Annotated in this window: 21 protein-coding genes; 12 read left to right on the top strand and 9 right to left on the bottom strand. The window is 72.8% G+C overall.

Features of this window, described 5'->3' with window-relative positions:
* The first annotated feature begins 1 nt into the window (after position 1).
* The 7 genes from ACFYR0_RS30160 to ACFYR0_RS30130 are packed head-to-tail and all read left to right on the top strand — an operon-like array spanning position 2 to position 7671.
* Positions 2 to 1027 carry an NAD-dependent epimerase/dehydratase family protein gene (locus ACFYR0_RS30160; protein ID WP_389334984.1) on the top strand — a complete coding sequence of 342 codons (1026 nt, stop codon included), beginning with the start codon at positions 2 to 4 and terminating at the stop codon, positions 1025 to 1027.
* Positions 1015 to 2298, top strand: coding sequence for a DUF4910 domain-containing protein (locus tag ACFYR0_RS30155; protein WP_389334981.1), 1284 nt, complete (start codon positions 1015 to 1017; stop codon positions 2296 to 2298). Before ACFYR0_RS30160 ends, ACFYR0_RS30155 begins: the two co-directional genes overlap by 13 nt.
* A 5-nt stretch (positions 2299 to 2303) precedes the next feature.
* Entirely contained in the window at positions 2304 to 3593 is a 1290-nt protein-coding gene (locus ACFYR0_RS30150; RefSeq protein WP_389334978.1) for a hypothetical protein, read from the top strand.
* A complete protein-coding gene (locus ACFYR0_RS30145; RefSeq protein WP_389334975.1) occupies positions 3590 to 4537 on the top strand; it encodes a glycosyltransferase family 2 protein in 948 nt (315 codons plus the stop codon). Before ACFYR0_RS30150 ends, ACFYR0_RS30145 begins: the two co-directional genes overlap by 4 nt.
* A complete protein-coding gene (locus ACFYR0_RS30140; RefSeq protein WP_389334972.1) occupies positions 4534 to 5781 on the top strand; it encodes a polysaccharide pyruvyl transferase family protein in 1248 nt (415 codons plus the stop codon). The genes ACFYR0_RS30145 and ACFYR0_RS30140 overlap by 4 nt, the downstream gene beginning before the upstream one ends.
* Positions 5778 to 6329 carry a dTDP-4-dehydrorhamnose 3,5-epimerase gene (gene rfbC / locus ACFYR0_RS30135; protein ID WP_389334969.1) on the top strand — a complete coding sequence of 184 codons (552 nt, stop codon included), beginning with the start codon at positions 5778 to 5780 and terminating at the stop codon, positions 6327 to 6329. Before ACFYR0_RS30140 ends, rfbC begins: the two co-directional genes overlap by 4 nt.
* A gap of 7 nt (positions 6330 to 6336) precedes the next feature.
* Entirely contained in the window at positions 6337 to 7671 is a 1335-nt protein-coding gene (locus ACFYR0_RS30130) for a glutamate-1-semialdehyde 2,1-aminomutase (protein ID WP_389334966.1), read from the top strand.
* A gap of 101 nt (positions 7672 to 7772) precedes the next feature.
* On the opposite strand, the gene ACFYR0_RS30125 is transcribed toward ACFYR0_RS30130, so the two are convergent.
* The gene (locus ACFYR0_RS30125; protein WP_389334963.1) at positions 7773 to 8471 is read right to left on the bottom strand and encodes a phosphatase PAP2 family protein; all 699 of its coding nucleotides are present in this window, start codon (positions 8469 to 8471) and stop codon (positions 7773 to 7775) included.
* Positions 8472 to 8834: 363 nt separating this feature from the next.
* On the opposite strand from ACFYR0_RS30125, the gene ACFYR0_RS30120 reads away from it, so the two are divergent.
* On the top strand, positions 8835 to 9119 hold the full coding sequence (locus ACFYR0_RS30120; protein WP_386381747.1) for a hypothetical protein: 285 nt from the start codon (positions 8835 to 8837) through the stop codon (positions 9117 to 9119).
* Positions 9120 to 9388: 269 nt separating this feature from the next.
* On the opposite strand, the gene ACFYR0_RS30115 is transcribed toward ACFYR0_RS30120, so the two are convergent.
* The 4 genes from ACFYR0_RS30115 to ACFYR0_RS30100 all read right to left on the bottom strand — a co-directional run bounded on the left by ACFYR0_RS30115 (position 9389) and on the right by ACFYR0_RS30100 (position 15950).
* Entirely contained in the window at positions 9389 to 10147 is a 759-nt protein-coding gene (locus ACFYR0_RS30115) for a thioesterase II family protein (protein WP_389334959.1), read from the bottom strand.
* A gap of 177 nt (positions 10148 to 10324) precedes the next feature.
* Positions 10325 to 11410 (bottom strand): aminotransferase class V-fold PLP-dependent enzyme, encoded by a 1086-nt coding sequence (locus ACFYR0_RS30110; RefSeq protein ID WP_389334957.1) that lies wholly within the window; start codon positions 11408 to 11410, stop codon positions 10325 to 10327.
* 392 nt (positions 11411 to 11802) lie between these two features.
* Entirely contained in the window at positions 11803 to 15171 is a 3369-nt protein-coding gene (locus ACFYR0_RS30105; protein WP_389334954.1) for a discoidin domain-containing protein, read from the bottom strand.
* Between the two features lie 350 nt (positions 15172 to 15521).
* Complete coding sequence (locus ACFYR0_RS30100; protein WP_389334952.1) at positions 15522 to 15950, bottom strand: hypothetical protein; 429 nt, start codon at positions 15948 to 15950, stop codon at positions 15522 to 15524.
* Between the two features lie 174 nt (positions 15951 to 16124).
* Here ACFYR0_RS30100 and ACFYR0_RS30095 point away from each other — a divergent pair, with 174 nt between their 5' ends.
* From ACFYR0_RS30095 to ACFYR0_RS30085, 3 genes are all read left to right on the top strand, one after another.
* Positions 16125 to 16865 (top strand): class I SAM-dependent methyltransferase, encoded by a 741-nt coding sequence (locus ACFYR0_RS30095; protein ID WP_389334949.1) that lies wholly within the window; start codon positions 16125 to 16127, stop codon positions 16863 to 16865.
* A gap of 77 nt (positions 16866 to 16942) precedes the next feature.
* A complete protein-coding gene (locus tag ACFYR0_RS30090) occupies positions 16943 to 17500 on the top strand; it encodes a hypothetical protein (RefSeq protein WP_389334946.1) in 558 nt (185 codons plus the stop codon).
* Positions 17501 to 17575: 75 nt separating this feature from the next.
* A complete protein-coding gene (locus ACFYR0_RS30085) occupies positions 17576 to 18166 on the top strand; it encodes an SUKH-4 family immunity protein (RefSeq protein WP_389334943.1) in 591 nt (196 codons plus the stop codon).
* A gap of 65 nt (positions 18167 to 18231) precedes the next feature.
* On the opposite strand, the gene ACFYR0_RS30080 is transcribed toward ACFYR0_RS30085, so the two are convergent.
* The 3 genes from ACFYR0_RS30080 to ACFYR0_RS30070 form a co-directional block, all read right to left on the bottom strand.
* Complete coding sequence (locus ACFYR0_RS30080; RefSeq protein ID WP_389335055.1) at positions 18232 to 18681, bottom strand: SRPBCC family protein; 450 nt, start codon at positions 18679 to 18681, stop codon at positions 18232 to 18234.
* Positions 18682 to 18831: 150 nt separating this feature from the next.
* Positions 18832 to 19308: a hemerythrin domain-containing protein gene (locus ACFYR0_RS30075; protein ID WP_389334940.1), complete on the bottom strand. Its 477-nt coding sequence runs from the start codon at positions 19306 to 19308 to the stop codon at positions 18832 to 18834.
* A 48-nt stretch (positions 19309 to 19356) separates the two neighbouring features.
* Positions 19357 to 20640, bottom strand: coding sequence for an MFS transporter (locus ACFYR0_RS30070; protein WP_389334937.1), 1284 nt, complete (start codon positions 20638 to 20640; stop codon positions 19357 to 19359).
* A 609-nt stretch (positions 20641 to 21249) separates the two neighbouring features.
* On the opposite strand from ACFYR0_RS30070, the gene ACFYR0_RS30065 reads away from it, so the two are divergent.
* Entirely contained in the window at positions 21250 to 21672 is a 423-nt protein-coding gene (locus ACFYR0_RS30065) for a pyridoxamine 5'-phosphate oxidase family protein (protein WP_389334934.1), read from the top strand.
* 65 nt (positions 21673 to 21737) lie between these two features.
* Here the strand turns inward: ACFYR0_RS30065 and ACFYR0_RS30060 are convergent, their stop codons facing one another.
* Positions 21738 to 22751: an Acg family FMN-binding oxidoreductase gene (locus ACFYR0_RS30060; protein WP_389334931.1), complete on the bottom strand. Its 1014-nt coding sequence runs from the start codon at positions 22749 to 22751 to the stop codon at positions 21738 to 21740.
* Positions 22752 to 22802 lie beyond the last annotated feature (51 nt).

Raw genomic sequence — 22802 nt, 5'->3', positions numbered from 1 at the left:
CTTGCGCGTACTGCTCACCGGACACCAGGGCTACCTGGGCACCGTGATGGCCCCCGTCCTCACCGCCGCCGGGCACGAGGTCACCGGCCTGGACGCCGGACTGTTCGCCGGCTGCGTACTGGGCCCGGTCCCCGCCGACCCGCCCGGACACCGGGTGGACCTGCGCGACGTCACCACCGACCACGTGGCCGGCTTCGACGCCGTCATCCACCTGGCCGCGCTCTCCAACGACCCGCTGGGCTCGCTGGCCCCGCAGCTCACCTACGACATCAACCACCACGCCTCCGTGCACCTGGCCCGCCTCGCCCGCGACGCCGGAGTGGGCCGCTTCCTGTACGCCTCCACCTGCTCCGTCTACGGCGCCGCGGGCGGCGAGGAACTGGTCGCCGAGGACGCCCCGCTGCGCCCGGTGACGCCCTACGCGGAGTCCAAGGTGCGGGTGGAGGACGACCTGCACGCCCTGTCCGACGGCGACTTCAGCCCGGTCTACATGCGCAACGCCACCGCCTTCGGCTTCTCGCCCCGGCTGCGCGCCGACATCGTGCTGAACAACCTGGTGGGGCACGCCCTGCTGTCCGGCGAGGTCCTCGTGCTCTCCGACGGCACCCCCTGGCGCCCCCTGGTGCACGCCGCCGACATCGCACGGGCCTTCACCGCCGCGCTCACCGCGCCGCGCGAGGCGGTGCACGACCGGGCGTTCAACATCGGCAGCGAGTTCAACAACGTCACGGTCGCCGAGATCGCCGAACAGGTCGCCGAGGCGGTGTCCGGAGCCAAGGTGAGGATCACCGGGGAGAACGGCGCCGATCCGCGGTCGTACCGCGTGGACTTCTCCCGGTTCCGTGCCGCGATACCCGGCTTCGACTGCGAGTGGACCGTGAAACGCGGCGCGCTCGAACTCGCCGACGCCTACCGCGAACACGGCCTGACCCGGGAGGACTTCGAGCAGCGCTTCACCCGGCTCGCCGTGCTGCGCGCGGCCTCCGACGCGGGCACCGTCGACGACACCCTGCGGTGGCGCCCGTGACCACGGCCGGCGAGGAGATGCACGAACTGGTGGAGCGGATGTACCCGCTGTGCCGGAGCATCACCGGCGACGGGGTACGCGCCACCCTGGACATCGTCGGCGAGTACATCCCGCTGACGGTGCACGAGGTGCCGACCGGGACCCAGGTCCTCGACTGGACGGTGCCCCAGGAGTGGAACATCCGGGACGCCTACATCGCCGACCCCTCCGGCAGGCGCGTCGTCGACTTCGCCGACTCCAGCCTGCATGTGCTCGGCTACAGCGTGCCCGTCTCGGCGACCATGCCGCTGGCCGAGCTGCGCGGACACCTGCACACCCTGCCCGACCACCCGTCCTGGGTGCCGTACCGCACCAGCTACTACAAGCCGGAATGGGGGTTCTGCCTGGCCCAGGACACCCTGGACGCGATGCCGGACGGCGAGTACGAGGTGCGGATCGACTCCACGCTCGCCGACGGCCACCTCACCTACGCCGAGCACGTGATCCCCGGGCAGGTCACCGACGAGGTCATCGTCTCCTGCCACGTCTGCCACCCGTCGCTGGCCAACGACAACCTGGCCGGCGTCGCGGTGGCGACCTACCTCGCCCGGGAACTGGCCGCGCAGACGCCCCACTACACCTACCGGTTCGTCTTCGCGCCCGGCACCATCGGCGCCATCACCTGGCTGGCCCGCAACGCGGAACGCGTGCACCAGGTCAGGCACGGACTGGTGCTGGCCTGCGCCGGCGACCCGGGCCGGCTCACGTACAAACAGAGCAGACGCGGCGACGCGGAGATCGACCGGGTACTGCGGCACGTGCTCACCGCGTCCGAACGCCCGCACCGCATCGACGAGTTCACCCCGTACGGCTACGACGAGAGGCAGTACTGCTCCCCCGGCTTCGACCTCGGCGTGGGCTCCCTCAGCAGGACCCCGTACGCCGGCTACCCCGAGTACCACACCTCCGCGGACAACCCGGACTTCGTCTCCCCCGAGGCCATGGCGGACACACTCGCCCTGTGCCGCGAGGCGTTCGCCGTCCTGGACCGCAACCGGCGGTACGTCAACCTCAGCCCCTACGGCGAACCACAGCTGGGACGGCGCGGGTTGTACGACTCGCTCGGCGGCCGCAGCGACGCGAAGGAAGCCCAGATGGCCATGCTCTGGGTGCTCAGCCTCTCCGACGGCGAGCACAGCCTGCTGGACGTCGCCGAACGGTCGGGACTGCCGTTCGACACCGTCGCCGCCGCGGCCGACGCCCTGCACGGCGCCGCACTGATCAAGGCGTGACGCCGATGACCACCGAGGAGGACAGGTCGACGGCACCGCCGGGATCCACCCGGCGGGCCTTCGCCGGCCGGCTGTCCTGGGGGCTGGCCGACCAGGCGGCCTCCAGCATCAGCAACTTCGCGGTGGGCGTCTACGTGGCCCGCTCGCTGGGGGTGACCGCGTTCGGCGTGTTCAGCCTCGCCTGGGTGACCTACGGCGTGGTGCTCAACGTCTCCCGCGGTCTGGCCACCGATCCGCTCGTGGTCCGCTTCAGCGGCGTGTCCGACGCCTCCTGGCGCAGGGCGGTGGCCCGGTCCTCGGGCACCGCCCTCGGCGTCGGCGCCGCCGTCGGAGCGGGGTGCCTCATCGCCGGCCTCGCTCTCGGCGGAGAGGTCGGGCCCGCGTTCGCCTGTCTCGGTGTGATGCTGCCGGGGCTGCTGCTCCAGGACTCCTGGCGGTACGCGTTCTTCGCCGCGGGCACCGGGCGGAAGGCCTTCGTCAACGACGTGGTGTGGGGCGTCGCGCTCGTCCCCGCCATGGTCGTGGCCGCCCATGTGCACAGCGTGGCCGCGTTCGTGCTCGCCTGGGGCACCTCCGCCACCGTGGCCGCCGGGTACGGCCTCCTCCAGTCCGGCATCCGGCCCCGCCTCTCCCTGGCCCGCGCGTGGCTGCGCGAGCAACGCGACCTCGGCTACCGGTACCTGGTCGAGAACGTCAGCCTCAGCGGAGCGAGCCAGCTGCGCGCCTACGGGCTCGGCGCCATCGTCGGGGTCGGCGCGGTCGGCGCCGTCCGGGGCGCGGAGCTGCTGCTCGGCCCGTTCCTCGCCCTGCTGATGGGGCTGTCGCTGGTCACCGTCGCGGAAGCGGCACGGGTACTGAGGCAGGCCCCGCAGCGGCTGGGGAGGTTCTGCCTCCTCCTCGGCGGCGGGCAGGCCGTCGCCGCGCTGTGCTGGGGCGGGGCGCTGCTCCTGATGCCGGACCGGCTCGGCGAGCTGGTGCTCGGCGACGTCTGGACCTCCGCCGCACAGCTCGTCGTGCCGGTCACCCTCGGCGTCGCGGGCGCCGGCCTCGGCACCGGCGCCGCGGCCGGACTGCGCGCGCTCGCCGCGGCCCGCCGCAGCCTGCGCTGCCAGCTGTTCGCCTCCGCCTGCTACGTCACCGGCGGACTCGGCGGCGCGGCCCTCGCCGGCACGGTCGGCTCGGCCTGGGGCGTCGCCACCGCGACCCTCGCGGCCTCGGCCGTGTGGTGGCTCCAACTGCGCTCCGCCCTGCGCGAGCACCATCTGAACTCCATCCCCGAAGTGAGGACGCAATGACCGCGCAACCCAGGCTGAGCATCGGCCTGCCCGTGTACAACGGCGAGGAGTATCTGGCCGAGTCGTTCGACGCCCTGCTCGGCCAGACGTACGAGGACTTCGAGCTGGTCGTCTCCGACAACGCCTCGACCGACGGGACCGAGGACATCTGCCGCCGGTACGCCGCGAAGGACTCACGTGTCCGGTACATCCGGCTGCCCCGCAACATCGGCGCGGCACCGAACCACAACTACGTGTTCACCGAGTGCCGCGGCGAGCTGTTCAAGTGGGCCTCGCACGACGACCTGTACGCCCGTGACCTGCTGCTGCGCTGTGTCGAGGCGCTGGACGAGCGGCCGGACACCGTCCTCGCGCACAGCGGCCAGGCGGTCATCGACGGCGACGGCCGGGTGAAGGTCCCCTACGAGTACGGACTCGCCACCGACTCCCCGCACGCGCCGGAGCGGTTCCGCAGCCTGCTGTTCGAGCCCGGCGGCGACGACTTCTACGGGGTGATGCGCGCCGACATGCTGCGGCGGGTGAAGCCGCACGACAGCTACCACCACGCGGACCGCACGTTCGTCGCGGAGATCACCCTGCACGGGCCCTTCCACCAGGTGCCGGAGCTGCTGTACTTCCGCCGCGACCACCCCACCCGCGCCGAGCGGGCGAACCCCTCCAAGCGGTCCCGGTGCGTCAACCTCGACCCGCGCCGGGCCGGCCCGCTGCACCCGACGCCCCGGCTGCTCGCCGAGTACGTCTGGGGTTTCGTCGCGGCGATCCGGCGGGCGCCGCTGTCCCCGGCCGACCGGCGGGAGTGCTACCGCCATCTGGCCACGTGGATGACCAGCCGGGCCCGGCCGGGCGCCGGTGAGCGGGTCGAGGACCGTGCCCCGGTCGACCCGGCCCGGCTCACGGTCTCCGTGGACGCCCTGGTCGCCGGCCGCGAGGGGAGGCACGCATGACGCGTGCGGGCGAAACCCCTTTGCGTGTGGGGGTGTTCGGCCTGCTCGGCTCCGGCAACCTCGGCAACGACGGCTCGCTGGAGGCCGTGCTCGGCTACCTCCGCGCCGAGCACCCGGAGGCCGTCGTGGACGCGCTGTGCGGCGGCCCCGAGGTCGTCTCTGCGCGGTACGGGATTCCGTCGACGCGGCTGCACTGGTACCGCGGGGAGTACCGGACCGCGTCGCGTGCGGGCGCGATCGTGGGCAAGGGACTGGGCAAGCTCGTCGACGTGGTGCGCACCGCCGCCTGGGTGCGCCGGCACGACGTGGTGATCGTGCCGGGGATGGGCGTCCTGGAGGCCACGCTGCCGCTGCGGCCGTGGGGCTTCCCGTACGCGCTGTTCCTGCTCTGTGCGAGCGGGCGGCTGTCCGGGACCCGGGTGGCGCTCGTCGGTGTCGGCGCCGCGCCGATCGGCGACCGGGCGACCCGGGCCCTGGTGCGCCGGGCGGCTCGGCTGGCCGCCTACCGGTCGTACCGGGACGCCCAGTCCCGCGAGGCGATACGGGCCATGGGTGTGGACACCTCCCGTGACGGGGTCTACCCGGACCTCGCGTTCGCCCTGCCGACGCCGAGTGTGCCGGGTGCCGCGGCGGGGGCGGGGGGGCCGGGCACGGTGTGCGTCGGTGTCATGGACTTCCACGGCGGGAACGACGACCGGGCCCGGGCCGAGGAGATCCACCGGCGCTACCTGGAGGGGACGACCCGGTTCGTGCGGGCGCTGGTCGAGGAGGGCAGACCGGTCCGTCTCCTCACCGGCGACGAGTGCGACGCGTCGGTGGTCGCCGCGATCCTCGACGCGGTGGACTCGCCGCTGGTCACCGCGGCCGAAGCGGCCTCGCTGGCCGACCTGATGAAGGAGACGGCGGCCGCCGGCACCGTGGTGGCGACCCGGTACCACAACCTGGTCTGCGCGCTGAAGGCCGGCACACCGACCCTCGCGCTCAGCTACGCCGCGAAGAGCGACGCGCTGATGGCGCGGATGGGACTGGGCGACTACTGCCACCCGGCCCGCGAGGTCGACGCGGACCGGCTGCTCGCCCAGTTCCGGGGGCTGGAGAAGCGAGCGGCCGAGCTGCGGCAGACCCTCGCCGAGCGGAATCTGATCGCCGCCGGGGAACTGGAGCGCCAGTTCGCCGACCTGACCGCGGCCCTGTTCCCGGCGGCGGGCCACGTCCGCGCCCATGTCACGCGGGAGGCCTCATGAAGGCGACCGAAGTCCCGTCCGTCGCGGGCGCGTTCCTGTTCGAGCCGACGCCGTACGCCGACGAACGCGGCTTCTTCTGCCGCACGTTCGACGCCGACGTGGTCCGCTCGGTGGGCCTCGACCCGGACGCCTTCGTCCAGGACAGCGTGTCCCGCTCGGTCCGGGGGGTGCTGCGCGGGCTGCATCTGCGCTCCGGCGACGGCGAGGCCAAGCTGGTGCGTTGCTCGTACGGGCAGATCTTCGACGTGGTCGTGGACCTGCGGCCGGACTCGCCGACGTACCGCAACGTGGCCACTTTCGAGCTGTCCGGCGAGACGCAGAGGACCCTGTACATCCCGGCGGGGTGCGCGCACGGTTTCCAGGCGCTGACCGAGACCGCCGACACCTCGTACCGCATCGACCGCGCGCACGATCCGGCCGAGGACGTGACGATCGCCTTCGACGACCCGGAACTCGCCATTCCCTGGCCGCTGCCGGTCGCGTCGATGTCCGAACGGGACCGGAAGGCACCGAGCCTCGCCGAGGTCCTGAAGCACACAGAGAGCTGAGGTCGGCGTGCACACCGAAGACACCGAGGAACTCCTCCTCCCCCGCTCGCGGGAGGCGAACGAGCGGCTGCACGCCCTGATCCCCGGGGGCGCGCACACCTACGCCAAGGGCGACGACCAGTACCCCGAGAACCTGGCCCCGGTCATCAGTCACGGCCACGGCGCGCACGTCTGGGACGTCGACGGCAACCGGTACGTCGAGTACGGCTCCGGTCTGCGGTCGGTCAGCCTCGGTCACGCCCATCCGCGCGTGACCGAGGCGGTGCGACGCGAGCTCGACCGCGGCGCCAACTTCGTCCGGCCGTCGATCCTGGAGGCCGAGGCCGCGGAGCGCTTCCTGGCCACGGTGCCGACCGCCGAGATGGTGAAGTTCGCGAAGAACGGCTCCGACGCCACCACCGCCGCGGTGCGCCTCGCCCGCGCCGCCACCGGGCGCTCACGGGTGGCGCTCTGCGCCGACCATCCGTTCTTCTCCACCGACGACTGGTTCATCGGCACCACACCGATGTCCGCCGGTATCCCGGACGCGACCAACGACCTCACCGTGGCGTTCCCGTACGGCGATCTGGCCGCCACCGAGGAGCTGCTCAGCCGGTACCAGGACGACGTCGCCTGCCTGATCCTCGAACCCGCCACCCACACCGAGCCGCCGCCCGGGTATCTGGAGGGCCTGCGCGCGCTGGCCGACCGGCACGGCTGTGTCCTGGTCTTCGACGAGATGATCACCGGCTTCCGCTGGTCGGAGGCGGGCGCCCAGGGCCTGTACGGCGTCGTGCCCGACCTCTCCACGTTCGGCAAGGCGCTGGGCAACGGGTTCGCGGTCTCGGCACTGGCGGGGCGCCGGGAGCTGATGGAGCGGGGCGGGCTGCGGCACTCCGGAGACCGGGTGTTCCTGCTGTCCACCACGCACGGCGCGGAGACGCACTCCCTGGCCGCCGCGATGGCCGTGCAGACCACGTACGCCGAGGAGGGCGTGACCGCGCGGCTGCACGCCCTCGGCGAGCGGCTGGCCGCCGGTGTGCGCGAGGCCGCGGCCGGCATGGGCGTCGGGGACCACGTCGTCGTCCGGGGCCGGGCCAGCAACCTGGTGTTCGCCACCCTCGACGAGCGGGGGCAGCCGTCGCAGCCGTACCGCACCCTGTTCCTGCGCCGGCTCCTGGCGGGTGGGGTGCTGGCCCCGTCGTTCGTGGTGAGCAGCGCGCTCGACGACGCCGACATCGACCACACCGTCGAGGTGGTGGCCCAGGCGTGCGCGGTGTACCGGAAGGCGCTGGACGCCGGTGACCCCACGCCGTGGCTGGGCGGACGACCGGTGAAGCCGGTGTTCCGCCGCCAGGCGTGACATGGGGTGACGTCGGACCCGTGTGCCGCCGCGCGGCGTGACGTGGGCCGACGGTCCGACCCGTGTACCGCCGCCCGCAATGACGTGGGGCGGCGGTGTCTTCAGCGGTGCTCCCCCGCACCGGCGTCGGCCGTACGGTCGGCCGGGCGGCAGGCCCTCCGGTCCGCCGTCCGGTCGACCAGCCACGCGGTCACCGGTACGACCGCCAGCGCGGTGCACCAGCCGCCGAGGACGTCGGTCGGGTAGTGCGCGCCCAGGGCGACCTGCGCCCAGCCCATGGCGCCGCCCGCGACCGCCGCCGCGGCGAGCACGAGTGCGGTGCCGGCCGCCCTGCCGAGGCCGCGCCGGCCGGTCACGAGCAGGGCCGCCACGAGGGCGAACGCGGTGAGGAAGGCGGTGTGCCCGCTCGGGTAGGACAGGTTGTCGGGGCCGTGGATCGTACGGCCCACCAGGGGCTTGAGCAGCGTCGCCGTCACCACGGCCAGGCCCGGGCCGGCGACTACGAGCACCGCCGCGCGGCGCCACCGAAGCAGCAGACAGCCCGTCACGACTGCCACGACCAGCAGCGCCGCTCCGGCCGGCTCCCCCAGGAAGTCCGCGGCCAGGGCGACGTGCCGCAACGGCGGCCCCACGCTGTCCGCCGTCGGCTCGACGAACCACCTGTCCACCCTGCCGGGCAGGCTGTGCCCGGCGTACAGGGCCCCGATCGCGACGACCACCAGCACGCTCAGAGCCGCGATCACCCCGAGCGGCCCCCGCAGCGTCGGAGGCAGCAGCGCGGGCGTGGACGCCCCGGTCACCCGCCCACCGCGCTCTGTCGGTTTTCGGCTGCTTGCGCCCACGCGAATTCCCCCCACCAACGAGCCCCCGTCGTATCCGACTTGGCCCCGTACGGGCCACCGGTCCGCGCCGCCCCCAACCAGTCGGCCGGTCCGTCACCCCGGTCAAGGGCATCGGACTCACTCTCCGTCCGCCACCCTAACCAACGTGGCCGTCGCGGCACACCGCCGTAGATCACGCCCCGGCCGGCTCCGCCCCTCCGTTCGGACCACCCGGCGAGAGCCTTTCCGGTGATTCGCGCCGGACCCGCGCCGACCGCGGTCGCCGGGGCGGGTACGCCGTCCCCACACGACACGACCTCACCCATCACGAGGAGACCAGCCATGTACGCAGTGGTCCGCCGGTACGAAGGAGTCACCGACCCGGCCGAGGCAGGACGCAGGGTCGACGAGGAGTTCGTCCCGCTCCTGCGTCAGGTCGAGGGCTTCGTCGCCTACTACTTCGCCGACGCCGGCGACGGGGTCATGGTCTCGACCGGGGTCTTCCAGGACCGGGCCGGCGCCGAGGAATCGACCGCCAGGGCACGCGACTACGTACAGGACCGCCTCGCCTCCCTCCTGCCGCAGCCGCCGCAGATCACCGCGGGCGAGGTCGTGGCCCACTCCTAGGCCCTGTCGTCAGTCAAACTCCCGCCTGCCCCGCGACGCCGTGCACGCTCCCCCACTTCGTGGGAGGTGCCCCCACTCGCCGCACCGGGCACCAGCCCGAGTACGTCCGGTACGAGGGCCTGCACCCGGCACTCCCCCAGAGGGGGACCCCCAGAGCACGCACCTGACGCCGCGGGGCCGCCCTCCGGGCGACGCCGGGAGTCCGACGACAGGACCCAGCTGACGTGCCCGGCCGCCGACCGTGCCGCCCCGCCGGTGGCGCCGACGGCTCATGCCACGCGGTGGCCGAGGCGCGCGCGGACCAGCTCCCTCACCTCGTCCTGGTGGTCGTCCAGGTAGAAGTGCCCGCCGGGCAGCAGGCGCAGTTCGAAGCCGCCGCGGGTGTGCCTGGCCCAGGCCTGTGCCTCGTCGAGGGTGGTCCAGGGGTCGGAGTCCCCGATGACCGTCAGGATGGGTGTGCGCAGCGCCAGACCCGGCGGGCAGCGGTACGTCTCGATCGCCCGCAGATCGCTGCGTACGGTCGGGACGATCATGGCCCGTGCCCTGGCGTCCTCCATCAGCCGGCTGTTGGCGGGGCTCAGCTCGGCGATGTGGGCGGCGAGCTGGGCGTCGTCGAGCAGATGCACCAGCTGATCGCGCTGTCTGGAGGGTGCCCGGCGCGCGGAGGCGACGAGTATCCCGGGGCCCGTGCCGTCGGCCTCCAGGCGTCGGGCCACCTCGAAGGCCAGTGTGGCGCCCATGCTGTGGCCGAAGAGGGCGTACGGGCTGTCACCGACGGCGTCCCGCAGGGCCGGGAGCACGCCCTTGGCCAGTTCCGCGAGGTTCTCGACCCGAGGTTCGGCGATCCGGTCCTGCCGACCCGGGTACTGCACCGCGAGGACCTCGACGTCCGCCGGGAACGCCGACGCCCACTGGTGGAAGACCACCGCCGAGCCTCCCGCGTGCGGGAAGCAGACCAGCCGTACGGCGGCGTCCGGCCGGGGCCGGTAACGGCGGATCCAGGTGCCGGGACCGCTGTCGCGCTGCATTGCGGAACGTCCTCCAACGGGGAGCGTCTCGGGAGCGGGCGGCGTGCGGGGAACCGAACGCGGCCCGGCGGCCCAGGCTAGCGCGCGGCGGCGGTGGCGGCGCAGCGCGCTGACGCGGTCGCCGGGAAGCTGACACGGCTGACGGAGGCGCTCCGGCGCCGACGCGGCGGGAAGGCCCTAGCCTCGGGTCGCGGTGCGGGCCCACTCGCCGAGGACGGGAACGCATTTCTCGGCGAAGTACTCGTAGTCGGCGGCGGTGTTGTACACGTGCGTGGACAGCCGGACGTAGCCGACACCGTCGAAGCTGGTGAACGCCGCCGCCACGTCGAGTTCGCGCGCGACCCTGTCCCGCAGCGCGTCGGCTTCGAGGCGGGTGGCGGCCAGACCGTCCGGCAGTCTGACGAGGCGAAGGGCGTCGACCGGCATGCCGACGTCGACGGGCCGGTCGTCGCCGGTCAGTTCGGCGATGGCGGCGCCGACGACGTGCACCGCGTAGTCGCCGAGTTCACGCATGTACGTGCGTGCGGCCTGCCATCCCCAGGTGTCCTCGATGAATCCGAGGGCGGCCGGGGCGGCGAGGCAGCCGGTGACGTCCAGCGTTCCCTGACTGTCGAAACGGCCGGGGAAGGGGTCCTCGGCTCCCCACGAGTCGATGAGCGGGTACAGCCCGTCGCGCAGCGGGGTCCGCGCGACGAGCACGGCCGCGCCGCGCGGGGCGCAGCCGAACTTGTGGAGGTTGCCGACCCAGAAGTCGCACTCCAGGTCCCGCAGCGGATCGTCCAGCAGTCCCGGGACATGCGCCCCGTCCACTAGGAACGGAACGCCGCGGCGGCGTGCCTCCCGCCCGATCCGCTCAACGGGCAGGCGGCGGGCCGTGGGCGAGGTGATGTGGTCCACGACGACGAGCCCGGTCCGCTCGCCGACCGCGGACATCACGGCGGCGAACGCCTCGTCCTCGTCGGCGTCGAGCGGCACGTGTGCCGTGCGCAGTGTGCCGCCGTGGCGGCGGGCGAGCCGCTCGGCGCCCATGGTGACGGCGCCGTAGCCGTGATCGGTGACCACGATCTCGCCTCCCGCCGGGAAGGGCACGCCGTTGTAGACGACGCTCGCGCCGCCGCTGGCGTTCGGCACGAGGGCGAGGTCGTCGGGGGCGACGTTCAGGAACCGGGCCACGGCCGTGCGCGCCTGTCCCGTCCGGGCGGCGAGCCCGGGGAACCAGACGACGGGGTTGCGCTCCATCTCCTCGCGCAGCTCCTGCTGCACCGCCTGGGCGGCCAGCGGGACGGCCCCGAAGGAACCGTGGTTCAGGTGTCTGGCATCCGGGTCCAGTGACCAGGCGTCCGCGGCCGGACGGCCGTCGGCGAGCAGGAGGGGGCGGGGGGGCGGTGGTGAGGCCGGTCTCGGTCACGTCTCTCCATGGCGGGGCTTCGGAGGCTCACCGGCGGAGGTCGGATGAGTCGATGGATTCTGGCACCCTGGCGGGCCCCGCAACCAGGGGCCCTTTCTCGGAGATCACCGGTTGCCGGAATCGGCTGTTCGGCCCGGCCTCGGTGACGGGAGTGGACTACCGGTCCGGCCGGTCCGCCCCGGTGGGGACGGACCGGTCGCACGTGCGGCGCGGTCCGGCGGACCGGCCGCACGGGTGGAGCGACGGGTCAGCCGACCGCCCAGCTGGTCAGGCCGGCACCGTAGCGGTACAGCGGGTTGCCGTACGTCGTCGGCACCGGCTGCCCGGCGTCGATCCTCGCCCGGATGTCCGCCCGCTCGGCGGCCGTCGCGCCGAGGTCGTACGGCAAATCCCAGGCCTCGTTCGCGTCGGCCAGGACGTCACCGCCGCCCGGCTTGAGCACCTGGTCCAGGCTGCGCGGCAGCTGCCAGGGCAGCTGGCTGTGCGGGGTGTAGTCGCCGAACAGCAGGCTCGCCGTCGCGGGACCGACCTCCTCACCGCCGCGGTAGGTCACCACGATGGCGTCGGCCAGGTCGTTCCACTCGCTGATCACCATGGGCCTGGGCAGGGTCAGCACGACCACCACCTTCAGTCCCTGGTTCTTGTAGTCCCGGATCAGCGCCGCCTGGTCGGCCGGCAGGTGCGGCCGGAGGTTCGGCCAGGCGGTGGCGTGCGTGTACGAGGGCTCACCGGCGTACACGACCGCGACCTTCGGATCGGCGGGGTTGCCCTGGGAGACGTTCACCCCGTTCCGCGCGGCTCTCGCCTTCAGGGCGTCGAGCTGGTTCAGCGACCCGTGGTCCTCGTGGAAGTAGCTGGACCAGATGCAGCACGCGGCGCCGTCGGTCGCCCGGTCGCCCGCCACCACGATGTTGTCGCCGGAGTTCAGTCTCAGCGGCAGCACACCGTTGTTCTTCAGCAGGGTGTTGGACTCGCGGGACGCCTGGTTGGCCAGCTGCGTGTACGACGGCTGGTGGAAACGGTAGGGGCCGTTGACCGGGTCGCCGTACGGGCGCTCGAAGACGCCCAGCTCGAACTTGAGCTTGAGAATCCGCGAGACGGCGTCGTCGATCCGGGCGAGCGGCACGTTCTGCTCGAACTCCGCCATGGTGAAGCCCGGGGCGCCCGGGTCGGCGCCGCCCATCACGTCGGAGCCGGCGTTGGCCGCCCTGACCCAGGTGCCGGACGGCAGCCAGTCGGTGGTGATCAGACCCGTGTAACCCAGGTTCTGCCGCAGGTAGTCCAGGATCTTCCTGCTGTCACCCGCACCGGGTCCGCCCGGGTCGAGGTACGTGCTGCCCGCGTAGCCCGGCATGATGTTGACCGCGCCGGCCTCCATCGCCGCGCGGAACGGGATCATGTGGTACTTGATCGTCGTCCCGTCGTAGACGATGCCGGCCTCACCGCCCGCGCCCTCGCCCGGCCAGTGCTTGACCGTGGCCAGCACCGAGGACGGGTTGAGCTCCGGCCCGCCCTGGAGTCCCGCGACCAGCGCCCGCAACTGCGCGGCGGCCACGTCGGCGTTCTCGCCGCCGCCTTCCTGGATGCGCGGGTAGAGCACCTTGGTGCCGACCTCGGCGAGCGGCGACAGGGTGCCGCGCGCACCGACCTCCAGCTGCTCCCTGCGCTGCATGTCGCCGAGCCTGTAGTCGAGCGGGTAGTTCCTGCCCGCCGCGAGGGTGCTCTGGAGCGGGTACGTCGTCTGGTAGCCGGCCGTGGTGTCGCCCGCCGTGACCGGCGGGATGCCGAGCCGGGTGGCGGCGGTCGACCTCAGGACGCCGTCGAGGTCCGCCGGTTGGGCGGGCCCGAAGTGCCAGCCGGACAGCGGGAATTCCTGGACGTTGTAGAACATCTGGTACGCCTTCTCCTCCAGCGTCATCCGGCTGAGAAGGTCGCTCACCCGCACGTCGACCGGCTGGCGCCAGTTCTCGTACGGCTCGATCCGGCCGTTCTTGTTGAGGTCACGGGCGCCGTCGACGACGTTCACGCCGTCCGCGACCTGTTCCATGTCGGGCTGGTAGAGGCTGAACGTACGGATGGTGGAGGTGGTCCTGGCGCCCGAGCCGGAGACCGCCACCACGAACCACTTGTACGTCCAGCGGTCGGTGATGTCCCAACTCGGCGTGTAGGTGGTGTCGGTGGGCTCGGCGACCTTGGTGTACAGGTCCAGGAGGTTGCCGGACGCCGTCCAGTCGTAGTCGGTGCGGCTGATGTTGAGCCACACCTCGTAGCGGGTGGTGCCGGCTACGGCGTTCCAGCTCAGTCGCGGTCGGCGGGTGGTGGTGACCATCGCCTTGTCCGCCGGTGCGGTCAGCTGGAACTGGCCTGTCGTGGCCGGGGCCTTGGTCGGGCCGGACAGCAGGGGCGGGGTCGCGGTGCTGGTGTCGACGGTGCCGTAGACCTGGAACTCCCAGAGGGAGTAGCCGTATCCGCTGGCGCGGGCCGTGCCGGTGAGCCGTACATAGCGGCCCTTGCCGGTCACCGGGAGCTTCTCCACACCGCCCTTGCCCGTCGTCGTGGCGTAGAGCCGGGTCCATGACGTGCCGTTGTCCGAGATCTCGAGGCGGTAGCCGCTGCCGTACGCGGCCTCCCAGTTGAGGACGACGCCGCTGAGGGTGCCCGTGCCGCCGAGGTCGACCTGGAGCCACTGGTCGTCGGTGGCGAGGCTGGACCACCGGGTGGTGGTACGGCCGTCGAGGGCGGCGGCCGGGGCGTTGCCGCCCTCGTGCGAGGACGCCGTCACCTGCTTGTAGGCGGAGATCACCGTGCCGGAGAAGTCGCCGCCGCCGGGGTCGGGCGGGGTGGTGGTGCCGGTGGTGCGGACCTGGAACTCCCACAGGGAGTAGCCGTATCCGGTGCCGCGGGCGGTGCCGTGCATCCGCACGTAGCGGCCGGTGCCGCTGACGTCGAGCGTCTTGTCGCCGCCCGTTCCGGTGGTGGTGGAGTAGACGTCGGTCCAGGTCTGCGCGTTCTCCGAGACCTGGATCTTGAAGGCGGTGGCGTACGCCGTCTCCCAGTTCAGCACCACCTGGCAGACCGTCGCGCCGGCGCCGAGGTCGACCTGGAGCCACTGGGGGTCGTCGGCCGCACTGGACCAGCGGGTTCCGGCGTCGCCGTCGACCGCCGCGGACGCCGGGGTGCCCGCGTTCTCGGTGGAGGAGGCGGTCGCCGTCCTGCCCTGCGCGGCGTTGGTGGTGCCGCAGGCGCCGGTGCCGCCGGCGGTGCCGTAGACCTGGAACTCCCACAGGGAGTAGCCCCAGCCGGTGGCGCGGGCGGTGGCGTGGATGCGGACGTAGCGGCCGGAGGCGTCGACGGGAATCGTCTGCCGCCCACCGGTGCCGGTGGTGGTGGAGTAGGCGTCGGTCCAGGCCTCGCCGTCGTCGGAGACCTGGATCCTGAACGCCGTGGCGTACGCCGCCTCCCAGTTGAGCGAGACGGAGCTGAGAGCGGCGGTGCCGCCGAGGTCGACCCGCAGCCACTGCGGGTCGCTCGCGGCGCTGGACCAGCGGGTTCCGGCGTCGCCGTCGACCGCCGCGGACGCCGGGGTGCCCGCGTTCTCGATGGAGGAGGCGGTCACGGTCCTGCCTGCGAGAGCAGGGTGGGTGCGGCGTACGCGGTATCCGGCGTGGCGGTGAGCGCCCCGGCGACCGCGACCACGGCGGCGACCGTCGCGGCCAGCAAGGGTCTTCCGCGCCGGACGCGCCGCAATAAGGGGGACAGGAGGCTCATATGCATCTCCATGAGGGGGGTTGGGCCCTGAAATAGAGCCGGGAGAGCGCTCTCCCGGGAGTCTCACGGAGGCCTCCGACCGTGTCAATGCCTGCGCCCGGGGGACGCCGAAGGGCCGGCTGGGCGGGGTGGGGCGGCGCCGGGCGCGGGATTCGCGTGACCCTGCTCGCGTGGATCACGTCGGCGAAGTCGGCCGGATCAGGGTCCGGGCAGGGGCCTGATGAAGATCCGGCCCAGATCCGCCCGGGTGACAAGCGCAACGGTGGACCGGTCTCGGCGGATCTCCACCGAGGCCGACGTGCAACGGGCCGGCAACTGCCCTTCGGCGACGATCAACGCGTCTCGCAACTGGGCCGCATGCCCGACGTGCGTCAAGGCGCCCTCGTGATCCGGTGCTCCGACCAGATACGCGTCCGGCTCGCGCGGGTCGTCGAGGACCTGGACGTCGGTCTGCGAGACGGTGAGGACGAGGCGTTGCCCGTGGAGCACCTCGACACGGTCGGCGACGCCCTTGCGGATCCACCAGCTCGCGATGCCGGCGGCCTGGGCCAGAACGTTCACACCTGTCAGGTGAAGAAGGCTCGAGGGTCCTTCCGTCCGCGTGACGTCGCGGCGGAACCGGTACATCGGCTCTTCGGGATCTATGCGACCTCCTCGTGTCGACCCCAGTCTCCCCCGGTCCGCGGACGCCGAGGCGGCATCGTCACCGGCGCGACCCCGCCGCCCGACCGGCGCCACCACGCCCGGGACGCGCACCGTGGGCGTGGTGTCGGCCCCAGCCCGCCGCGCATACTGCTTGCCGTGGCCACATACGACAGCATCGGCGCGACCTACGCTCACACCCGACGACCGGACCCCCGTATCGCCGCCGGAATCCATGAGGCCCTCGGCGACGCCGCCACCGTGATCAACGTGGGAGCGGGTACCGGCTCCTACGAACCGGCACAGACGGTGCTGGCCGTCGAACCGAGCTCGGTGATGATCGCCCAGCGCCCGGCGGGAGCCGCGCCGGCGCTGGAGGCGTCCGCCGAGTCGATCCCCGTCGCCGACGACTCAGCCGACGCGGTGATGGCCCTGCTGACCGTGCACCACTGGAGCGACCTGGAAGCCGGCATCGGCGAACTGCGCCGCGTCGCCCGGCGGCGGATCGTGATCCTCACCTTCGACCTCGAGATGAGCCACGGCTTCTGGCTGCTGAAGGAGTACCTGCCGGAAGCGGCCGCGTTCGACGAGCGACGAGCCGTCCCCGTCGAGCGTCTGGTCGCCCTGCTGGGAGGCGCCCGCGTCGAACCCGTCCCGGTTCCGCACGACTGCACCGACGGATTCCTCGCCTCGTTCTGGCGTCGGCCGGAGGCGTACCTCGATCCCCGGGTGCGGGCCGGTATCTCGCTGTTCGCCCAGATCGGCGACGGGCTCCTCCAGCCGGGACTGACGCGGCTGTCCGACGACCTCACCTCCCGCCGATGGCACCGACGCCACGCCGATCTGCTCGACCGTGAGGCACTCGATGTCGGCTACCGGCTTGTCGTCGCCGACGTGTAGCGGCTGGCGCAGGAGTCGTCGCGGCGGGGATGCGAGCAGAACGCCGCGCCCTGCCGCCCTGCTCTAGGGTGGTGGCCATGGCACTCGGTTCGAACGACCTTCTGCCCGACGAGGCGGTGCAGTTCTCCAAGAACGCCAATGCCGTGGTGAACGTCGCCGAAGCCGGGCTGGAACGTTATGGCCACGACCAGATGATGTGGACGGTCGGCATGCGGGGCATGGAGGCGATCGGCGGGAGGCTGCATGTGACGAACTACCGACTCGTCTTCAACGCCCACCCGTTCAACCGCATGCGCGGCCGTTTCAGCGTCTTCCTCCCTGTCATCACCCAGGTCCGCGACACCTCACGCGGGATCAAGAGGCAGGTCGAGATCTCCACGGGGACACACCGGTTCACCTTCGTGGCCTGGGGGATCCCCGCGTTGATGACGGCCGTCGAACGCCTCCGGCAGCCGCCCATGACCCCCGCCCGGGTGAAGTGGCTGGCCGGCACGGCGACGGCCGACCACGCCAAGATCGGAGAAGGCCTGGGACCGAAGCCCGGCCACGCTCTCTCCCCGGACATGAGCCCCATGGCCTTCATAGGCGCGGTGGGACTGGCGGAACTTCAGGAGCTCGCCGGTCGACTCGGGTGACGAAGCCTCCACCGTCGTGCGGTTGACTGGGCGCCGACGGTGTTCGGGTGAAGCAGGATGCATGGGAGCAGGGCTGTGACGAGCGACAACACTCCGCTGATTCCGGACGCGGCGTGGCTGGAGGAGCGGCTGGGCGAGGGCTCGCTCTGGCGACCGGACGAGGCAGCGCTGCCGGCCGAGTTGACCGATGCCGAGTCGAAGGCGTTCTTGCTGTCCGTGGGCTTTCCGGCCGTCCAGGTCAAGGGCGCGGGGATCGACACGCGCCACTTGCGAGGCCGGGACGGACTGGAGCCGTTCGACGCCGACGAGCTGTACGGGAACCGCTACCCCGACGACGATTCACCGCCGGAGAACTTCTGCTTCACCGTGGCCCTTTGGGGCGACCAGCACCTGATGCTCGACGCGGCGGACGGTGACATCACCCACTACGATCCCAACGGGTGGGATCACGGGGCCGGTTGGCAGGGCACGGCCGCCCACTCCCTGCCCGTCCTCGCCGTGCTCCTCGGCCTCGTCGCCCAGTTCGGCGACGCGCTGGACTCGGACGAAGACGCCGTACGCGCGAACGCGCTCGGTGAGCTGCGTGACCGCATGATCGCCCAGGACCCGTGCTGTGTGGAGGAATCCGCGTTCTGGGGCGAGATCTTCGAGTCCATGGCCGAGTGAGTCCGAGGTGCGGCCGGGCGGTCCGGCCCGCCCCGGTCAGGTCGGCCCGCCCCTGTCAGGTCAGGTCACACGTGCTCGGCGGCGTCCTTGATGCGGTCGGCGAAGGCGGGGGCGTCCTTGCGGGCCGCGGCGAGGGCCAGGGGTGCCAGCAGTTTGCCCACGCCGTGTCCTTCGAGGTCGTTGTATACGTGGAGACGGGTGCGCCGGCCGCCGTCGAGCGGGTCGAGGTCGTAGCCGCCCTCGGTGGCGGTGATCAGGTTCTTGGACCGCTCCTCCCAGCGGATGCGGCGCGGAGGGTCGAAGGCGCTGATGCGGAACTCCCGGTCCGTGGTCATCCCCGCGTCCTTCACCTTGCTCCGGTAGACGGTGCCCACATCCGTCGGCCCGTCGGGGGTCCGCTGCATCGACTGGACACGGGGACTGAACTTGGGGTCGTTGGTGCCGTCGGCGAGGAAGGCGAAAACCTCCTCGATGGGGCGGTCGATCTCCACGGTCGCCTCGAATCGGCCCATGATCAGCTCCTTGGTCGTCCCCGAGCCGTCCACCTCGTCGTCTCCAGGGTCGCAAGATCCTCACCGCCGGGCCACAGCAGACACCGCCCGTCATCTTCGCCGCCGGGCCACAGACACTGCCCGTGCCGTTCTCCGGCGCGCGCCGGAGGGTGTTCAGGCGGCGGGCCGGGCCGGGGTCCCGCCCGCCCCGGCGCGCGCCGCCTCGACCGCCTCCCACTGCTCCGTGCCGAGGTAGGCCAGTGCGGCGGGGAAGACGCCGTCCTGTTCCTTCAGGATGTGGGCGCGCAGCAGGGCCGCCGCCGCCATCAGGCGGTCCGGCCAGGTCGGGTCCGAGGGCGTGGCGCCGTCGGCCGCCTCGGCCAGCACCGCCTCGACACGGCGGTGCTCGGCCTCCAGGGCGGCGATCTGGTCGGGGAAGTCCCCGGCCAGGGCGGGGAACAGGCCGTGTTCCTCGACCTGGGTGTGCGGACCGAGGACGCTCGCGATCTCCCGGGCGACCTCCGCCAGCCTGGCCGCTTGACCGGCCTGGTGGGCGGGCCGGAGGTGGCTGATCAGGCGGACCACCTCGTCATGTTCCCGGGTCAGTTCGTCGATCGTCTCCAGGGCCTGGCAGCCGCAGTACTCGCACACCGGTCCCTCTCCTTTCCTCTCGGCCTGTCCGATGCCTGCCGCTCGTCCTTACGCGCGGGTGTCCGCCGTGCGGTGCCCGTGGCGGCGGCCGGTGCGCGGCTCGCGCTCGCCGCCTTCGACCGCGGCGCGGATGCCGGTGAGGGTGTAGGCCAGCGCGGCGGCCGCCACCATCGCGAGCAGGACCAGTCCGGCCGCGTAGGTCCCGTACGTGCCGTACAGCGAGCCCATCACCAGTGGCGGCAGGAAGCCGCCCAGTCCGCCCGCGGCACCGACCACGCCGGTGACCGAACCGACCTTGTCGGCCGGGGTCAGGAGCGCCACCAGGGCGAAGGTCGCCCCGCTGCCCGCGCCGAGCGCGGCCGCCATCGACAGGAAGGCGATCGTGCCGACCGGCGCCAGGGCCGGGGTGAAGGACTGCACGAGCGCACCGGCCACGACCACGGACAGCGAGCCGGACAGCACCTTCGCCGGGCCCAGCCGGTCCGACAGCCAGCCGCCCACCGGGCGCATCGCCACGGCGAGGAGCACGAAGCCGGCCATGCGGTTCGCGGCGTCGGCCTGGGTGAGGCCGTAGCCGGTCTTGAGGTAGGTGGGCAGGTAGACCGAGAAGGCGACGTAGCCGCCGAACGCGACCGCGTAGAGGGCGGACGCCTGCCAGGTGATGGGCAGCCGGGCGGTGGCGGCCAGCCGGCGGGCCAGCGGCTCCGTCGGCACGGTGCGGCCGGGTGCGTCACGCAGCAGCAGCGCGGCGACGACGGCGTACACGGCCAGGGCCGCGGCGGTGATCAGGAAGGGGGTGGACATGCGCTGAGCGTCGACCAGCTTCACCGTGGTCAGGGCGCTGATGGCGGTGCCGCCCATGCCGGCGCCGAAGACGCCGATGGCGAGACCGCGCCGCTCCGGCGGGAACCAGGCGTTGACCAGCGGCACGCCGACCGCGAACGCGGTGCCGCCGATGCCGAGGAAGAAGCCGCCGATCAGCAGGGCGGCGAGGGAGGAGTGCCCGGCCAGGCCGAGGTAGAGCACCGGCACGATGGTGGCCGCGGAGACGATCGGGAACATGACCCGCCCGCCGAACCGGTCGGTCAGTGCGCCGACCGGGATTCGGCCCAGCGATCCGACCACCACGGGCACCGCGACCAGCAGCGACTGTTCGAACGACGACAGGTCGAGGCCGTCCTTGAAGCGGGGGCCGAGCGGGCTGAGCAGCGCCCAGGCCCAGAAGTTCACGGCGAACCCGACCGTGGCCAGGGCCAGCATCATCCACGCCCGGCCCGACACCGGTGCGCCCGACGGCGAACCGCCGCTCTGCGACTTCAACTGCTGGACCATGCTGTCCGTCCCCTCTTGATCAGGTGGCACTGCGCCACTGGGATCGCCTGCGCGTCGCGTCGTCCTGTCCGCGCGACGGCCGAACGTCGTCCCATATCCACTGTCCGCGTCGGGACCTGTCGCGGGCATGGGCCGACTGTCCCTGCCGACCGCGCCGGACGGTCCCGGATCATGGGTCCGGCCGTCCCCCCGACCGTCCGTGTCCGCCCGGCTCGGGGTCCCGCCAGTCGGCATCCGCCCAGGTCCGGGTCCCGCCCGGACGGTCCCGGATCACGGGTCCGGCCGTCCCCCCGACCGGCCGTGTCCGCCCGGCTCGGGGTCCCGCCAGTCCGGACAGCGCCCAGGCCCGGGTCCCGCCCCACCGGGACAGCGCCCAGGCCCGGGTCCCGCCCCGCCGAGGCGCGTCCGGGGCGCGCACGTCCCGGCCCAGGTCGTAGCCGGGAGTACGACGTCCCGGCCCGGGCCGCCCTCCGCGGCGCAACCGCCCCGCCCCAGTAAGCACAGCGGCCCCACCCGGGGCGCGACGCGCGCGACCGGCCCTCCCTGGTCCCGGTGGGTAGGGCCGGTCGGCCCTACCCCGTCGCAGGGGCCCCGGGGGACGATGGGCTGATGTTGCACAACGACGCCTTCCGCGCACTCGACCGGCAGGAGTGCCTGGGCCTGCTCGCCAAGGTGCCGGTCGGCCGCGTGGTCTACACACGGCACGCTCTGCCCGCGGTCCTGCCCATCAACTTCGCCCTGGACACGGACGACTCCGTCCTGCTGCACACCTCGCCGGACTCGGATCTCGTCCGCGCCGTCGACGGTTTCGTGGTCGCCTTCGAGGCGGACGAGTTCGACGCGGCGACCAGGTCCGGCTGGAGCGTGATCGTCACCGGACGGGGCACCGTGGTGACCGATCCCGCCGAGCACGAGCGTCTGCTGCGGGCGGGCCCCACCTCCTGGATGCCCCTGCGCGACGCGGTGTTCGTGCGGATCGAGGCGGAGATGGTCACCGGACGCGAACTCATCGGAACGCGCGCCGCGCTCTGAGACGCCGTCCGCGGGACGGGAGTCGGGCGGAGGCGCCGCGGCGCCTCCGCCCGCTCGTGAACGGGTCAGTCGGTGTCATCCGTCGGCGGTGCCGGGGGACGGCCGGTGACGTGCCCGGGTCCTCGCGGAGTGCCGGCCGCGTCCGGGCCGTAGCCGAACCGGATCAGCACCTGCGGATGGCAGCGCTTGTGTCGTGGCAGGGCCGTCGCGGCCCGCAGGTCGGACCACTCCATCGCCTGGTGCAGCAGCGAGGTGCGCACCCCGTGCGCGGTCGCCGTCAGGAGCACGTACTGCAGGGCCTGGCCCGCGCGCAGCCAGTCGTCCCGCCGGTCGTGGGAGGTCCACAGCAGGCCCAGCTGGACGTGGCGTTCGAACCACAGGGCGGGCCGGCGGGTCACGGGCACGGGTCCGGTGAAGTCGCGCATCGGTATCCGCCGGCCCGCGTCGGACGGCCCGAGGGCGGTGACGGGAATGCCGTAGGGCGTGTCCGCGCCCGGGGCGGTGATCCAGGCGCGGGTCTCGGCGAGGCGGTCCCGGCGGGCGTGGTTGCGTGCCTCGGCGGCGGCGGTCAGGTTCAGCAGCCGCCGTGTTCCCACGATGTCCGGTACGTGCAGGCGGGCTCCGGCGGCGTGCGCGGCCGACATCATCTCGGCCACGATCGGCTCGGGGACCGGGCGTCCGGTGAACGGCATCCGGCTCGTGTGCCGCCGCGCGATGGCCTCGTACAGCCCGGGGACCGACGCCCGGTCGTCGTCGCCGAGCGGGGCGGTCAGGCGTACGGCGGCCAGCAGGCCGGGCTCGTGCGGGTCCGGCAGCAGCCTCACCTCCGGCCGTCGGCCGAGGTGGAGGGCGGCGAGGCGGAGGTTGAACACCGCCGCGCCCACGGACAGGTACTGGGCGCGGTGCATCGGGTCGGTCAGCGGCAGGGTGCACTCCGGGGCCGAACGGACCTCCAGCACCTGGTGCTCGGGGTCGAGGCGAAAGCGCCAGGGCTGTGTGTTGTGGATCGACGGGGCCGCCACGGCGGCCGCCAGCAGCGCCTCCAGGGTGGCTGCGTCCAGGACGGGTCGGGTGCGCATGATGCCTCCTCCAACTTCTGCTTCTCGTGGCCGCGTTCCGTGTTTCGCGCG

The organism is Streptomyces sp. NPDC005017 (assembly GCF_042873115.1).
Lineage (GTDB): Bacteria > Actinomycetota > Actinomycetes > Streptomycetales > Streptomycetaceae > Streptomyces.
This window is presented reverse-complemented; position numbering and strand designations above follow the sequence as displayed.

Bases quoted from the DNA above. Each gene is read 5' to 3' on its own strand.
- ACFYR0_RS30115 (WP_389334959.1), bottom strand. From the start codon at position 10,147: ATGCAGCGCGACAGCGGTCCCGGCACCTGGATCCGCCGTTACCGGCCC.
- ACFYR0_RS30145 (WP_389334975.1), top strand. From the start codon at position 3,590: ATGACCGCGCAACCCAGGCTGAGCATCGGCCTGCCCGTGTACAACGGC.
- ACFYR0_RS30140 (WP_389334972.1), top strand. From the start codon at position 4,534: ATGACGCGTGCGGGCGAAACCCCTTTGCGTGTGGGGGTGTTCGGCCTG.
- rfbC (WP_389334969.1), top strand. From the start codon at position 5,778: ATGAAGGCGACCGAAGTCCCGTCCGTCGCGGGCGCGTTCCTGTTCGAG.
- ACFYR0_RS30060 (WP_389334931.1), bottom strand. From the start codon at position 22,751: ATGCGCACCCGACCCGTCCTGGACGCAGCCACCCTGGAGGCGCTGCTG.
- ACFYR0_RS30120 (WP_386381747.1), top strand. From the start codon at position 8,835: ATGTACGCAGTGGTCCGCCGGTACGAAGGAGTCACCGACCCGGCCGAG.
- ACFYR0_RS30150 (WP_389334978.1), top strand. From the start codon at position 2,304: ATGACCACCGAGGAGGACAGGTCGACGGCACCGCCGGGATCCACCCGG.
- ACFYR0_RS30065 (WP_389334934.1), top strand. From the start codon at position 21,250: ATGTTGCACAACGACGCCTTCCGCGCACTCGACCGGCAGGAGTGCCTG.
- ACFYR0_RS30070 (WP_389334937.1), bottom strand. From the start codon at position 20,640: ATGGTCCAGCAGTTGAAGTCGCAGAGCGGCGGTTCGCCGTCGGGCGCA.
- ACFYR0_RS30100 (WP_389334952.1), bottom strand. From the start codon at position 15,950: ATGTACCGGTTCCGCCGCGACGTCACGCGGACGGAAGGACCCTCGAGC.
- ACFYR0_RS30090 (WP_389334946.1), top strand. From the start codon at position 16,943: ATGGCACTCGGTTCGAACGACCTTCTGCCCGACGAGGCGGTGCAGTTC.